9 protein-coding genes are annotated in these 15,904 nt (G+C 54.7%); all 9 read left to right on the plus strand.

The window, feature by feature from the left end; translation table 11 throughout:
• The first annotated feature begins 4 nt into the window (after window positions 1–4).
• The gene (locus PT964_RS08840) at window positions 5–2,152 is read left to right on the plus strand and encodes a sensor histidine kinase (RefSeq protein WP_274362990.1); all 2,148 of its coding nucleotides are present in this window, start codon (window positions 5–7) and stop codon (window positions 2,150–2,152) included.
• A gap of 555 nt (window positions 2,153–2,707) precedes the next feature.
• The gene (locus tag PT964_RS08845) at window positions 2,708–3,418 is read left to right on the plus strand and encodes a response regulator transcription factor (protein ID WP_274362991.1); all 711 of its coding nucleotides are present in this window, start codon (window positions 2,708–2,710) and stop codon (window positions 3,416–3,418) included.
• The gene (locus PT964_RS08850) at window positions 3,415–4,764 is read left to right on the plus strand and encodes a sensor histidine kinase (RefSeq protein WP_274362992.1); all 1,350 of its coding nucleotides are present in this window, start codon (window positions 3,415–3,417) and stop codon (window positions 4,762–4,764) included. The genes PT964_RS08845 and PT964_RS08850 overlap by 4 nt, the downstream gene beginning before the upstream one ends.
• Before the next feature lie 656 nt (window positions 4,765–5,420).
• Entirely contained in the window at window positions 5,421–6,542 is a 1,122-nt protein-coding gene (locus PT964_RS08855) for an ABC transporter ATP-binding protein (RefSeq protein WP_274362993.1), read from the plus strand.
• A 13-nt stretch (window positions 6,543–6,555) separates the two neighbouring features.
• Window positions 6,556–9,546, plus strand: coding sequence for an extracellular solute-binding protein (locus PT964_RS08860; RefSeq protein ID WP_274362994.1), 2,991 nt, complete (start codon window positions 6,556–6,558; stop codon window positions 9,544–9,546).
• The gene (locus tag PT964_RS08865; RefSeq protein ID WP_274362995.1) at window positions 9,536–10,522 is read left to right on the plus strand and encodes a carbohydrate ABC transporter permease; all 987 of its coding nucleotides are present in this window, start codon (window positions 9,536–9,538) and stop codon (window positions 10,520–10,522) included. Before PT964_RS08860 ends, PT964_RS08865 begins: the two co-directional genes overlap by 11 nt.
• Entirely contained in the window at window positions 10,522–11,433 is a 912-nt protein-coding gene (locus PT964_RS08870) for a carbohydrate ABC transporter permease (RefSeq protein ID WP_274362996.1), read from the plus strand. Before PT964_RS08865 ends, PT964_RS08870 begins: the two co-directional genes overlap by 1 nt.
• Window positions 11,434–11,483: 50 nt before the next feature.
• Window positions 11,484–13,586, plus strand: coding sequence for a YIP1 family protein (locus PT964_RS08875; protein WP_274362997.1), 2,103 nt, complete (start codon window positions 11,484–11,486; stop codon window positions 13,584–13,586).
• Window positions 13,583–15,892, plus strand: a complete 2,310-nt coding sequence (locus PT964_RS08880; RefSeq protein WP_274362998.1) for a DUF5696 domain-containing protein — start codon at window positions 13,583–13,585, stop codon at window positions 15,890–15,892. The genes PT964_RS08875 and PT964_RS08880 overlap by 4 nt, the downstream gene beginning before the upstream one ends.
• Window positions 15,893–15,904 lie beyond the last annotated feature (12 nt).

The raw sequence follows: 15,904 nt of genomic DNA on the forward strand, positions 1-15,904 counted from the left end.
CGCAATGAAAACAATGAGCCGAATTTTCATATTGTTGCTGATTGCCGCTGCCGCGATTGCGGCGATGCCGCCCGCACTGGCAAGCAGCCCGGCTTTGCCGACGGAAAGCTACGATGCCCGCGCCGTGCAAGGCGTCATTGACCTTTCGCGCCGGCCGGCGGACCACTTCGGAAGCGCAGCGCTTGACGGGGAGTGGGAGCTGGTCTGGAATGCGCTGCTGGAGCCGAAGGATTTCGCTCGAAATCCCGACGCTTACACCCCGCAGTACGTGCAAGTACCCGATAATTGGGCGAATTATAAGATCGGCGATCTTCCGGTCCCGAACCACGGCTTCGGTACATATCGGCTTAGAATCAAACTATCGCGGAACGAGGTAGACCGGCCGATGGCGATTTACGTGCCGAGCGTGGCAACCTCGTACAAGCTGTGGCTGGACGGAAGGCTGGCCGGCGAGAACGGGAAAGTCGGCACCTCGAAGGAAGCAATGGTCCCAAAGAACGTTCCGACCGTGTACTATTTTCGGCCTGCTACGCAAACCGTCGAAGTCGTCATTCAAGTATCCAACTTTGTACAGCGCAAAGGCGGGCTGTGGCAACCGATTTTATTCGGCGACAGCAGCACCTTAACCCGATTGCGGATTTCGAGGCTCGCCGCGGACGCTGCGGTCATCGGCTGCATTTTACTTATGGGGCTTTATCATTTCGGGTTGTTCGCCGTTCGGAGGAAAGCAGTCTCGGCGCTTTATTTCGGCGGAGTTTGCCTGGCTTTCGGCTTTAGAACGTCCATGCTGGGAGAGACGCTTGCGGTATATATCATTCCGTCCATTCCATGGGAGGCCGCCGTAAAGACGGAATATATCGGCGGAATTGCGGGGATCGGCCTGTTGTTACTTTTTGCTTTATCGCAATACCCTCAGGAAGCCGGGTCGCGGACAGCCAGAACGATTTTGCTTTCGCTGCACGGAATATCGGCGTTGATTGTGCTCGTATTTCCCGCATCCGTCTACACGAATTGGATGATGGTATATATAATGTTTGCGGCTTTGCCGACGGCGTTATATATCTTTTATGTGTATTTGCTCGCCGCTATTCGCCGAAGGGACGGCTCCCTGCTCAACGGAATCGGTTTCATCGTCTTCATCCTTACGTTTCTTAATGACGTATTATTTTATACGCAATTCGTTCAAGTCGGAAATTTCACTCCTTTCGGTCTGCTCGCCTTTCTGTTTGCGCAATCGCTGAATTTGGCGGGCTCCATTTCCACAGCATTCAAACGGTCGGAGCAATTGTCGGAACAGCTTGCTCAGACGAACGAGCTGCTTGAAGTGAAAGTGAACGAACGGACCGCCGAGCTGCGGGACGCGAACGATAGGCTGAAGCAACGCAACGAAGAGCTGTCGAACATGGAACAGTCCCGCCGGCAGCTATTGTCGGCCATTTCCCATGAGCTGGGTACGCCGCTGACTTCCATACAAGGTTATCTCAAGCTGATGGTCGACGGCATCGTACGAGAGCGGGACGAGCAAACGCTTCGCCTCGTATATGACAAGACGCTTTATTTGGACCGGATTATTCAGGATTTGTTCGAGCTTTCCAAGCTGGAGGCGAAGCAAATCAAATTTTATTATCAAAAGGTTTCCGCAAAACCATTCCTTCAACAGCTCGTCAAAGGTTACGCGTGGGACGAGCAGGAAACGAAGGTGAAGCTGGAGATCGGCGAGTGGGAAAGCGGAGCTGCCGACGACAGGCTCGAGCTGTACATCGATCCGATCCGAATCGAGCAGGTGTTTGCAAACCTTGTCGTCAACGCCAAAAAGTTTACCCTCGCGGGGGGAACGGTTCGGGTCGAGTTCGAAACGGCCGCCATGCCGGACAGCGGCAATCCGGCGGTCGTAGTGAAGGTGACGGACAACGGCGTCGGCATCTCGAAGGAAGAGCTTCCGCTCGTGTTTGAGCGGTATTACAGGGGAGCCGCGTCGATGAACGCGCGCATCGGGGGCGCGGGGCTGGGGCTTGCCATCTCGAAGCGAATTATCGAGCAGCACGACGGGTACATCGGGGCTGTAAGCGCCCCGGAGCATGGCAGCACTTTTTATTTTATGCTGCCGTTGTATGCAAAAGGAATCGAAACAAATGACGACAATCAAGGGTAAAAAACAGATCATTATACATACGTCCGCATTCTGGAAGTTATCCGGGATGCGGGCTTTTTTCAACAAAATTTCGAGCAAGGCCACTCTTTTCAAGGAAAAATGCTGCGTGTAGAATATGAAAACCAACGTACCGAAACGCAACACCATACAACGGACACCGCAGACGCTATGTTGCCAATTTGCTCACCTCAACTCCGCTAACGGACGCCACAGACGCTAAACCCCGATTTTTGGCGCATATCCCTGCTTTTTCGAAGCAATAACTGCAGTGGTGTCCGTTAAAACCGAAAACTCCGTTCAAAACGCCGAATAACTGCACCAATGACCGTTAGGGGGAGATCCGCAGCGCTTCTGATTCCAACACGTCTGCATTGGAGCCCGGAGGTTATCCCACACCCTGCCATGCTCGTAATCACTTCATGCTCGAATTCAACGGATGCCGTCAGCGTTTTTCTTAATTGATGCGAGGTATTCCACAAACCCGGAGAATGATTATAATAAGAGTTACCGATAACATTTCCAGTTAAATCAAGTGTTGAAGAGAGGAGGACAAGTATGGATATTTTGCTGGTGGAAGATGAGGAACCGATTCGCGACATTCTGAAGTCTTATTTCCGCAACGAAGGCTGGGACGTGAAGGAGGCGGAAGACGGCCGGCAAGCGATCAGATGGGTGCAAGATTATAAGCTCGACTTGGTTATTCTCGATTTAATGATTCGAGGCATTTCGGGCGAGGAGGTCTGCCGAAAAATACGGGAGTTTTCCAAGGTGCCCATCATTATGATTACATCTAAGGCGAAGGAAACCGATATGGTGAACGGCTTGTATCTCGGAGCGGACGACTACATTACGAAGCCGTTTCGGGTGAAGGAGGTCGTCGCCCGCATTCATGCGCTCAAACGGCGTATGGATATGCTCTCCGGCAGGTCGGATGACGTTTACGTCAAACGGTTCAACCGAGGGCGGCTGGTCATTAATTATACGACGAACGATGTGGTTGCGGACGGGAAAAGGGTCGATCTGACGCATACGGAGTTTAAAATTTTAGAGGTGCTGACGAGAACGCCGGGGAAAATTTACAGCCGCCGCGATTTGATGTACGAAGCGCACGGCCACCGCTGTATCGATGTCGGGCGGACGATCGATATGCATATCCGCAATATCCGGGCCAAAATCGAAAGCAACCCTAAAGAGCCGGCATATATCGTGACAAAGGTCGGCACCGGATACAAGTTTGACGCCCAACCGGAAGCGGATTTGGCATGAAACATTTGTTCACCGGCACGAGGCTCGTCTTGTTTCTCGTATTGTCCGGCTTATCCGCAGCCCTATTAACGGGAATGTATATCGGTAACGCAATCGTAAGCGAAAAGTCTCTATTGGAGTTTCGGAAGCAGTATTACAAAGACCAAAGCATAAAGCTAGCGTATTCGCTGCATTCCCAGCTCCGATCCGGCACGCTGTCAAAAGACGATATGGAGCTGCTCAAGCAGTATTCGACGATTTATATGTTCGGGTTTCGGTTCTATGCGGCTGACGGCAGCACGATCCTGTTCGAGACGGGAGTCCAACATCCCGGCAGTCCGGAAATATACGAATATGAAGTGCCGATTCGAATCGGCGGGAACGAAGCGGGAAGCATTACGACCTATTTTGATTTGAGCAAGGACTCCCCGTCTTATTATCCGGGCCGCGAGGTGGAAGCTCCCTATAACAGCACGATGATTTATGCCGTTTCTTTGGTTTGCGCCGTTATTTTGAGCTTTATTGCGGCAAAGAAGCTGGCAGGCCCCATCGTCGACTGCGGCAAAGAAGCGGAGCAGATCGCTCACGGAGCCCGGGGAACGGACATGCGGTTTAGAGGGACACGGGAGATCAGGCAAATTGCCGGCGCCGTGAATCGGCTGGTCGACGAGTTCAACCTGCAAGAGGGCTGGCGTCAGCAGATGATGCAGGATTTGGCGCACGAGCTTCGAACGCCGCTGACGTCCTTGCTGTCCCGCATAGAGGCGATTCTCGACGGGGTTCAGCCGGCAACGGAAACGAACCTGAATAAAATTTACACGGAAATCGACCGGTTATGCCGTTTGGTAGACGATTTGGAGAAGCTGTCCGAGGCGGAAGGGGCGCGGTTTCAGCTGCATCTGCAAAGAATCGATATTTCGCAGCTTATGCAAGACGTGTGCGAAGGGTTTCAGTATGTGAGCAAGGGGAAGGACATCAAGCTCGCTTTGAGCAAGCCGAACGTGCCGTGCTATGCGGAGGTCGACCCCGATCGGTGGATACAAATCGCTTCGAATTTGATTTCGAACGCGATTAAATATACGCCGGCGGGCGGAGAGGTGGAAATCGGCTTTTATCCTACGGACAACGAAATCGTAATCTATTGCAGAGATAACGGGATCGGCATCTCCAAGAAGGAGCTCGCGCTTATATTCAACCGGTTTTACCGCGCGGATAAATCCCGGTCGAGAAGAAATGCCGAGAGCGGAATCGGCGTCGGGTTAAGCATCGCCAAAGCGCTGGTGGAAGCCCACGGAGGGACGATCGGCGTGGAGAGCAAGCTGGGAGAAGGCTCTACGTTTTATTTTACGATTCCGATTGCCGGGTAAGGGCGGATCATTGGTATAGATAAAATGCAAGCGCTTGCTGCTGCTTGTCGATCAATTGCGACGTCCGGGATAACGGATTTCATGGTGCTTATTTGGAAGAGATACGAAAGTTATTTAGAGATATAGCGGATTTGTGAGCGCTTATTTCAGGGAGGTTGTACGAATTTTCCCGGGTTGACATGAAATAAGTGCGTATCAATCCGCTATTAGCTATGTAATTGCATGTGCTTTGATCATAAGAGCGTTGGGATACGTTATAAGAGGAAAGGTAAGCAGCGTAGGCGGAGGCGAAAGCCTCGACCGTTAACGCAAGTCGGTTTTTGATCGGTTTGAATGCCGTCATGGCCCGGTTTTCAAATATAACCCACCCCGTTTTTCTTGGGAGTTTCGTTATTAAGATCGATACCCTAATTCTTCAATCCAAGCTCCAATGTCAACCCCGCCTCATCCGTATTACTTCCAGCTTATCCTAGAGCGCGTGCCCCCTCAACCGTTGCCAGAACTCTCTTCTGCGAAAAGGATATACTCTACAAACCTTTACACTATCTTGACAACCGCATTGATATAATATTTATGTAAGCGCTTTCCAAAAAGGAACGCGTCTTGCCGACAGGCGAAATGACGCCGTTCCATTCAGGATGCAGGAGGCGACCCACGTGGCGAAAATATTGTTCAACCATGTATACAAGCGATACGGAAAGTTCAAGGAGCTGGCCGTCAACGATTTCAACCTGGAAGTGGAAGATCAAGAGTTTCTGGTGTTCGTCGGCTCTTCGGGCTGCGGGAAATCGACGACGCTGCGCATGCTGGCCGGGCTTGAGGACGTTTCCGAGGGCGAAATTTACATCGGCGACACGCTCGTCAACGATATTCCGCCCAAGGATCGGGATATATCGATGGTGTTCCAAAATTATGCGCTGTACCCGAATATGTCCGTGTTTGAGAATATCGCCTTCGGGCTGCGGCTGCGCAAGCTGCCTAAGCACGAGATCGAGCTGTCCGTGAAACGGGCGGCGCGCGTGCTGGAAATTGAAAATTTCCTGGAGCGCAAGCCGAAGGAGCTGTCCGGCGGCCAGCGCCAGCGGGTTGCGTTGGGAAGAGCGATCGTGAGGACGCCCCAAGCGTTTCTGATGGACGAACCGCTGTCGAATCTCGATGCCAAGCTGCGCGTTCAGATGCGGGCGGAGCTTATTAATTTGCACAAAAAAATCGGCGTAACGACCATTTACGTGACTCACGACCAAGTGGAAGCGATGACGATGGGAAACCGGATCGTCGTGATGGAGAAGGGCGTCATCCAGCAGGTGGATACCCCCGAGAACGTATATAACAAGCCGGCCAATCTGTTTGTCGCCAATTTTATCGGCAATCCCCCGATGAATTTCATTACCGGCAGGCTGGAGGAGCACGGCGGGGCGCTTGAGTTTCATACGAACCGCTTCTCGCTGCGGATCGACGAAAGGCAGGCGCACCGGCTGCGGAACCAGCACCGTATGGTCGATAAGACGGTCATTATCGGCATTCGCCCCGAGCATGTCAGCTTTGAGGACGCCGCGCTCGAGGAAAACAGCCGTTCGACGATCAAAGGCGTGCTGCACATCAACGAGTTTATCGGCTCGGATCGTTATTACCACTTGGATATCGGCGCCGGAAAGATGTTCGTGGCACGCGCGCATCCCCGATATCCGCTGATCGAGGGAGACCGGGCCGTATTCGCCGTCGATATGAGCAAAGCGCTGTTTTATCACAAGGACACGGAGAAGCTGTTAACCGATTGAAGGAGGTACGCAGATGGCTGGAGGAGAGAGAAGACGTCTCGTCACCCGAATATTCGCCGTATTTCTGTCGGTGGCGCTGGCCGGCGTCTCGAGCGTGCCGGGTTTCGGCTTAGTGCATGCCGAGCCGGATGCGCCGGCGGAATCGACCGTCGATTCGGCGGGCACGGCTTCGGGCGCATTCAAGGAGCCTTATTACGACAACGTCCGCCGGAAGCGGGAGGAGAATCGAATTCCGTACGGCAAAGGCGAATATGGCATTCAAGCCGCCGACTTTGCAAGCAAGTCCGACGATGCGGTTGTTTCAACCGGCGCATATGAAGGCGAAAGCGGCGTCCTTATTTGGTCCGTTCCCAAGGGATGGGTCCAATACGAAATCGATATCGCCGAAGAAGGCTTGTATGAAATAGCGGCCGATTACTATCCGCTGCCGGACGAATATCAAAGAAACATGCGCGCATCGATTCTCTCGGTTCAAATCAACGGGGAATATCCGTTCCGCGAGGCGCGTTCGATGTCCTTCGAGCGGGAATTTATACATCAGCCGCCCCGGTTCGACGCCGAAGGCGACCAGCTGAAATCCGGAATCGAGGAGATTCGGGAATGGAAGACGAAGCCGTTCCGCGATTCCGACGGGGCCTATGCGCTTCCGCTGCTCTGGCACCTGAAGAAGGGCAAAAACATCATCCGTATTCAATTGTCGCAGCAGCCTATGGCGCTCAAGTCGTTCGCGATTAAGCCTCCTGCCGGGATTCCGTCATACGAGGACGCAAGAAAGTCGTATCCGGCAGCAAAGGCAAGCGGAGCCGAACCGATCGTGATCGAAGCCGAGCAAATCAGCCGCAAAAATTCGACATCGATTCAGGCTCAATACGACCGCGACGCCATGACGACCCCGCAATCGTTCAAGCATATTTCGTATAACACACTCGGCGCTTGGGGCTGGTACAAAGGCGGACACGCGGTGACTTGGGAATTCGAGGCGCCCGAAGACGGCTTGTACAACATCGGCATGCGGGCGAACCAAAATCTTCGCAAAAACTTGGCCGTGTTTCGAACGATTTACATCGACGGCGTCATTCCGTTCCAAGAGCTGCGCTCGTACCGCATCCCGTACGCCCCCGGATGGAGGGGGCTCGAGATCGAGGACGACGGCGGCAAGCCGTTCGAATTTTACCTGACGAAGGGGAAGCACTCGATTACGATGGAGGCCGGATACGAGCCGTATATACCGGTCATCGCGAGAGTGGAGCAGATGGTCGCCGAGCTGCGGCAGGTGCGCGATTTGATCAAGTTCGCCACGGGCAACCGTCAGGACGACCAGTTCCGCGTATGGGACATCGAGAAGGATATGCCCGGCGTCACCGACAGCTTGAAGCAAATCAAGGATCAGCTTGACGAACAGGTAGCCATGCTCCGCGATATTAATCAAGATATCGACATTGTGGCGCAGACGTATCGGTCGGCTTCGAAGGATATCGAAGAGCTGCTCCATGAACCCGAAAAAATCCCGACCAGCAATTTGACGCTGGGCGCCGTGCTGGAGCAGCTTCAGGATCAATACCGCAATTTAATGGATGCGCCTTTGCAGGTCGATAAGCTGTACGTCGCGCCTGCCGGCACTTCTTTCCCAAGGATGGAGGCCACCTTCTTCGAGAAGGTCAAAGCGATGTTCGCGACGCTGTTCTACTCCTTCGACGACCGAAACAAAATCGGGCGCCAAAGCGACGACGTATTGAACGTCTGGATGATGATGGGGCGGGATTATGTCGACGAGCTGCAAATGCTGGCGGACGAGCAATTTACCCCGGAATACGGCGTCAAAGTAAACGTAAACCTCGTTCAATCTCCCGATTTGCTCATTTTGGCGAAAGCGTCGGGCATTTTGCCGGACGTCGCGCTGGGAATTCCGGGCAACATGCCGTTCGAGATGGCGCTGCGAGGAGCGGCGCAGGACATCGGCAAGCTGCCGGGCGGCAAGGAGCTGATCGGGAAGTATCATCCGGGCGCGATGCTGCCGTTTTATTACGACGGCGGGTATTACGGCGTTCCGGAGACGACGAGCTTTAAAGTGCTGTTTTACCGCAAAGATATTTTGCGCCAGCTCGGGCTGGAGGTGCCGGAAACGTGGGACGACGTTTACCGGATGATCCCGACGCTGCTGCAGAAGCAATACAGCTTTTACGTGCCGCCGGACGATTTCTCGGCGATGTTTTTCCAAAGCGGGGCGGAGCTGTACACTCCGGACGGAATGTCCACCGCGCTCGATAAACCGGAGGCGTTCGAGGCGTTCAAGAAATGGACCGACCTGTTCAATATTCACGGTCTGGAGCGTCAGGTGCAGAGCTTCTATAACCAGTTCCGCGCAGGCACGATGCCGATCGGCATATCCGACTTCAACATCTATATGCAGCTGATGGTGGCAGCGCCGGATATTTTGAACGAATGGGCGATCGCTCCGATTCCAGGCACGAAACAGCCCGACGGCTCCATCGTCCGATGGGCGGCCGGAAGCAATCCGACGAGCGCCATGCTGTTCAGCGATACGCCGAAGCGAAAGCAAGACACCGCATGGACGTTTCTTCAGTGGTACTTGTCGGATGAAACGCAGACGCAATACGGCTTGAACATGGAGCAATTCCGCGGAGAATCGTTCCGCTGGAATTCCGCCAACGTTCGGGCGTTCGCCAATATGCCGTGGAAGGGCGACGATTTGCAGGTCATTCTCGAGCAATGGAAGTGGATCAAGGATGTGCCGAACGTGCCGGGCGGCTATATGACGATGCGCGAGCTGGCCAACGCTTGGAACCGGGCGGTCGTGCCGGACAGCCAGGCGCTGGAGGCGCCGCGGGTAGCGCTTGAGAAAGCGATCAAGGAGATCGCCCGCGAGCTTGTCCGCAAGCAGCAGGAGTTCCGTTTCCGGGACGGCAACGGCAAAGTGATCCGCACGCTCGATCTGCCGCAAATTACGGAGCCGTGGGAAGGAGCGGATATCGATGTCGAATGAGGTGCGTCTCCGTACCGTTAAACAGCCGGAACCGCCGGGAACGGCAAAGAGCAAATGGATGAACCGGGTGACGGGCCTGCTGACGGACATGTGGCGAAACCGGCTTTCGTATTTGTTTGTCGCTCCGTTCTACGTCATGTTTCTGCTCTTTATTTTCATCCCGATCGTTGCCGGCATTGCGATGAGCTTCACGTATTTTAACGCCATTCAGTTCCCGTCCTGGGTCGGGTGGATGAACTATCAAAATTTGTTTTCGCAGGATATCGTGTTTCTGCAGCACGTCATACCGAATACGTTCAAGTTCGCCTTGTTCGTCGGCCCGCTCGGCTACATATGCGCTTTCATCCTCGCATGGCTGATCGCGCAGCTTCCGGGCTTGCTCCGCACCTTCTTCGCGCTTGCCATCTACGCGCCGTCCTTGACGGCGGGCATCGCCATGACGGTCGTGTGGCAGGTCATGTTTACCGGCGACCGTACCGGTTACTTGAACAGCTTCCTGCTTCGCTGGGGGATCGTCGAAAAGCCGGTTTTGTTCGTACAAGACAGCGCGTATTTGATGATCGTCATGATCGTCGTTTCGATCTGGGCCAGCATGGGCATCGGCTTTCTGGCCATTCTGGCCGGCATCCTGAACGTCGACAAGCAGCTGTACGAAGCGGGCCGAATCGACGGAATCAAGAGCAGGCTGCAGGAAATTTGGTACATTACGATCCCGATGATGAAGCCGCAAATGATGTTCGCAGCCATCATGTCGATCGTCTATACGCTGAAAGCCGGCGCGATCGGCACGCAGCTGTCGGGAATGAACCCGACGCCGAACTATGCGGGTCAGCTCATGATCAACCATATCGACGATTACGGCTTTATCCGTTATGAGCTCGGCTATGCCAGCGCCATATCGGTCGTGCTGCTCGGCATTTGCTACTTGCTCAGCCGATTTTTCAGCTTCTTATTCGCACCGAAGGAGGGGGAGTAATGCGCGAAAGAAACAATAGCGCGCTGCGGCGGCTTTACTGGAAGCGGAAGGCGATCGCCCTTGCGGTCAAACGGTTCGACCGCACCCAGCAGCTTATCGTGCTGCTGCTCGTCCTTCTTTCCGTGTTTATGCTGCTGCCGCTCGTATACTTGTTTAATCACGCTTTTAAACCGCTGCACGAGCTGTTTCTGTTTCCGCCTACCTTTATCGTCAGGGATCCGACGGTGCAAAACTTCGTCGAGCTGCTTTCCGTAACGAGCAGCACGGTCGTCCCGGCATCCCGCTACGTGTTCAACAGCATTATCGTGGCGTTCCTCGCGACGGCGGGCATGGTGGCGACCGGAGCGCTGTGCGCCTACGCCTTATCGAAGCACAAATTTCCCGGCGGCAAGCTCATTCTCGGCTCGATCGTCACGTCGCTTTTGTTCGCACCGGAGACGATCGCCATTCCGCGGTACGTCGTCGTGCAAAGCTTGGGAATTATGAACACCTACTGGGGGCACGTGCTCCCGATGATCGCGCTGCCGGTCGGCGTGTTTCTCATTAAACAATTTATCGATCAAGTTCCCAACGAGGTCATCGAAGCGGCCAAAATCGACGGCACCTCCGAATTCGGCATCTTTCTGCGGATCGTCGTTCCGATGGTGACGCCGGCGATCGCCACCATCACGATTCTTGCGCTCCAGAACGCATGGGGAAATGCGGAAACGTCGGCATTGTTCATGCAGGAGGATTCGATGAAGACGCTGCCGTTCTATATGGGCACGCTGACCTCCAATTTGGCCAACTCCGTAGCCAGACAAGGCGCCGCCGCGGCGGGAGCGCTCATTATGTTTTTGCCCATGCTGATCATCTTCCTGCTGTCCCAGCGGAAAGTCATCGCCACCATGGCGCATTCGGGAATTAAATGATGCGTTCGATTTTTCTCTTGAGCAGGCAGCTGGAAACGGGGGTAAGAAGGGTGAAGCTCACAAAACAATGGTTGCTCGGCATAGGGCTCGTTTGCTTGCTGTCGGCGGCGCTCCTTCCGGAGGCGGCGGTCGCCGAGGTGCCTTACCGAACCTTTTTCGAGGACAGCAACGGCCGGAATATTCCGACGCGTCCGACCTATACGCCGGCCGACGTCGTTGCCAACGACATATACGTCGACGGCGAGGGAGGGGAGAGCGTTTATTCTCCGCTGAAGAAGCCGCAGGATATTTTTATCGACGGGAACGATCACATTTACATCGCGGACACCGACAATAACCGGGTCGTTCACTTGAATGAGAACGGCGAATTCGTTCGGCAAATCACCGTGCCGGAAAGCCCGTTGAAAGCGCCCCAAGGCGTATTTGTCGCGAAGAGCGGCGACATCTACATCGCCGATACGGGCAATAAACGCGTCGTCAGGCTCGACCGGGAGCTGAAGCTGCTCCAGGAATACGGGCGCCCGCAGTCGTCCTTGATCAACGACTCGTTCATCTACGAGCCGACGAACATGGTCGTCGACAACCGCGGCTTCGTGTATGTCGTATCCAAGGGAAGCTACCAAGGGCTCGTTCAATTCGACCCCAGCGGCAAGTTTTTCGGATTTTTCGGCGCGAATGCGGCGGAGGTTACGGCGATGGATGTCATCCGGAAGCTGTTCTACACCAAGGAGCAGCTCAGCAGGCAAGTGAGGCTGCTGCCTCCGATTATCCGAAATATTGCGATAGACGATCAAGGGTTCATCTATACGGTGTCCGGCTCGTCCGCCGAACAGGTCAAAAAGCTGAACATCCGCAGCGAAAACGTATGGAAAGGGTTAAGCTTCGGCGAGAAGGTCGCGTTTTCGCCGGAGGAGAGGGACAAGGAGGTGCAGCTGGTCGACCTGACGATCGATGAAGGCGGCAATATGACGGTCATCGACAAAAGCCTGAACATCGTATCTCAGTACGACGCCAGCGGCAAGCTGCAGTTTTTCTGGAAAAGTCCGGCTTCCTCTTCGTCCATCTTAGGGCTCACCCAAAGCCCGGTCGCCGTGGCGACGAATTCCCGCAACGAGCTGTTTATTTTGGACGATTCGTTGAATCTGGTGCAGAGGCTGAAGCCGACGTCGTTCGGCTCCTCCATTCATCAAGCGTTCATGCTGTCGCAAGGCGGACAATACAAGGAAAGCCTGCATTATTGGGAAAAGGTGATCAAGCTTAACGCCATCTTTACACCGGCTTACTACGGAATGGCGCAGGCGGCGTTCTACGAAGGCGATTACGAGCAGGCGATCGACTATTACAGGCTGGCCGGCCACGGCTCCGGATATTCGGACAGCTTCTGGCAGCTTCGCCTCATCTGGTTCCAGCGCAATTTCTCCGCGATCGCCAACAGCTTGCTCATCGCTGCAATCGTGCTGTATGCCGCCGCAAAGCTGAAACGAAAATACAAGCTCGCGCTCCCTCTTTCCGGCCTTCGCTGGGGCTGGACGCGCAAAGGCATCGTAAGCCAGCTGAAGCACGCTTTCTATATTTTGAAGCATCCGCTCGACGGCTTCAGCGATCTGCGCTTCTTAAACCGCGGAGGATACGTAAGCGCGTTCGTTCTGCTCGGCGCCGCCGTGGGGGTGCTGCTCGTCAAAACGTATTACACCGGATTTTCGTTCAATCCGCGGCCGCCCGGCGACATTAACGGAGGCTTCATCATGACCGGATTTCTCGTTTCATGGATTTCCTGGGTCGTGTGCAATTACTTGATCGGATCGATTCAGCAAGGGGAGGCCCGCTTTAAAGACGTATTCGTCGGCAGCTCCTACGCGCTGTTCCCGTTCATTATTCTCGGACTTCCTTTAGCGCTCGTGTCCAATGTGCTTACGTTAAGCGAAGCCTCGATTTACCAGTTCACCGAGTGGGGCGCGCTGCTGTGGTGCGGGCTGCTGTTTTTCTGGAAAATCCAATCGCTGCAAAACTACAGCGTCGGCGAAACGGTCGTCAATATTTCGCTGACGGTCCTCGCGATGATTATTATGTGGGTGCTCATCTTTATCGTATTCGGACTTGCGTCGGAGCTGGTCGGCTTCTTCTACACGATCTACCAGGAGGTGACAAAATGAAACGGTATTTGGCCAATCGACGGAATGTATTGACGGCCGCGGCCTGTGTCGTTCTCATTTTGGCGCTGGCGGCAATCGGGTTGAGCGGGCTCGGATCGGGCAGCCGGGGAGACGTTTCGGAGACGGACCCGAAGCCGGAGGCGACGGATTCGAATGCCGCCCCGGCCGCTTCGGATGACAAACCGGCAAGCGCGAGTCCGGCTGTCGATCAGTTTCTCCCGGTCGCGGAAAGCGAGTTTCTCTCCTTAAAGGCGAATGCGGCCACCGGCCACTTTATCGTGACGGATAAGCGGACGGGGTACGAATGGAAGTCGTTTCCCGACGAGAGCGGGTATGACGAGCAGCAAAACCAGGGGAAATGGAAGGCGAACTTGGCTTCGCCGATCATGTTCAGTTACGTGGAAATGAACGTCCGGCGCGATTTGGTGAAGGAGACGAATTTGCCGGATGAGAAGGGAACGGTTGCCGCATTCGAGGCGACGGACCGCGGCTTCAAGCTTCGGTTCGACATTCCGGGGCTTGGCTTTGAAATTCCGGTCGAGGTCAGTCTCGGCAGCGACTATGTCGAGACGAAAATCAAGAAGGAAGGGCTAAGAGACGAGAAAGCTTATACGGAGGAAGAGCTGAAGGCGAAGAAGGACAAAGGGGCTCGTCTCGTCTCGGTAAAGCTGTATCCGTTCCTGGGGGCGCATACGTCCGAGGGGGATAAAGGCTACTTGCTCCTCCCCGACGGACCGGGCGCACTCGTCGAATTCAAGAAAGACCGCGGCGGCACGAACAACTTTTACAGCGAACGGGTTTACGGTTCCGACTGGGCGTACAGCGCCAACTCGAAGTTCTCGATCCGCGAGCCGGTAAGAATGCCCGTGTTCGGCATTAAAGCCGGCGGGAAGGCGATGCTCGGGGTCATTCGCGACGGCTCGGAATATGCGAACGTGGTCGCGGCGCCGTCCCGGACGTTCAGCCAATACAACTGGGTAACGGCGGAGCAGCAGTTCCGGTTTTTATCTTACCAGTATACGAACACGAAAAAAACGGAAGGCTTCTTCACTTACACCAAAGATATGGCCGTGTCGGACCGCTCCGTCCGCTACTACTTCATCGGCCAAACCGACGCCGGCTACGTACATATGGCATCCAAGTACAGACAATTTTTAATGGACGAGGCCGGTTTGCGGAAGCTGCAAGCGGAGGATAAGCCGCTCGAGCTGCAGCTTCATGTGTTCGGCGCCGATTCGGAACGGGGATTTTTATGGGATTCCTATTTGCCGCTTACGACTACGCAAGAAGCGCAAGAGATCGTTCAAGAATTGAACGGGGCCGGCATCGAACGCATGTCCGTCACCTATCTCGGCTGGCAAAGAGAAGGCTTCAGCCGATACGGAGGCAGCTTTCCGATAGCCCGCAAGCTGGGCGGTAACGAAGGAATGAGGCAGCTTGCCGATTTCTTGCACGCGAAGGGCTACTCGCTCTATCTCGACGCATCGTCGTATTCCTTCAACAATACCGGGAAGGAGGGCTTCCGCAAAAACCGCGACGGGCTTCGCGACATCGGCGCCTCGGTTATGGAATACCGCGGAGGGAGGACGCTCGTCAGCCCCCGGTTCGCGGAGAAGGTCATTAGCGGCGATCTTCTTAAAGCGAAGGATTTGCACGTCGACGGGCTGATGCTCGGCCAAGCGATCGGGTCGATCTTGAATACGGACTTTAACGACAACTATGCCGCAACACGGGATGAGTCGAAGCGAATTCAGGAGCGCATATTTGCGGCGGCGAACGACACGCTCGGCTCCGCTCGGGTGGATGACGGCAATGCGTACGCCTTGAAATATGTGAATCACGTTCATGGGCTTACCGACGAAATTTCCAACGACCTGTTCGTCGACCGGCAAGTTCCGTTCGCGCAAATCGCTCTGCACGGGCTAGTTCCGTATTCCGCCGACTACGTGAACGAGAGCGAGGATTACGAGATTGCTTTATTAAGAAGCATCGAATACGGCGCCGTGCCCTCTTTCGTCGTAACGTACGCGCCGTCGCAGCAATTGCTGAAGACGACGTCGCTCGGGCAGTTTTTCAGCACGCATTACAAGGATTGGGTGCCGGAGATCGTGTCGCAGTACCAGCAGGCGAACGAAGCGCTGGGCGACGTGCAGGACGAGTTTATTACGGGGCACCGCATGCTGGCCGACGGGGTTTTCGAGACGACGTACGAAAGCGGCAAACGGGTCGCGGTCAATTATAACGATGAACCGTATACGGGCAGCGGATGGACTGTGGGGCCGAAAAGCTTTGCCGTCTTGGAGTAAAGGGGGGGAATA

Origin of the sequence: Paenibacillus thermotolerans (assembly GCF_028745515.1) — a bacterium.
Taxonomy (GTDB): domain Bacteria; phylum Bacillota; class Bacilli; order Paenibacillales; family YIM-B00363; genus Paenibacillus_AE; species Paenibacillus_AE thermotolerans.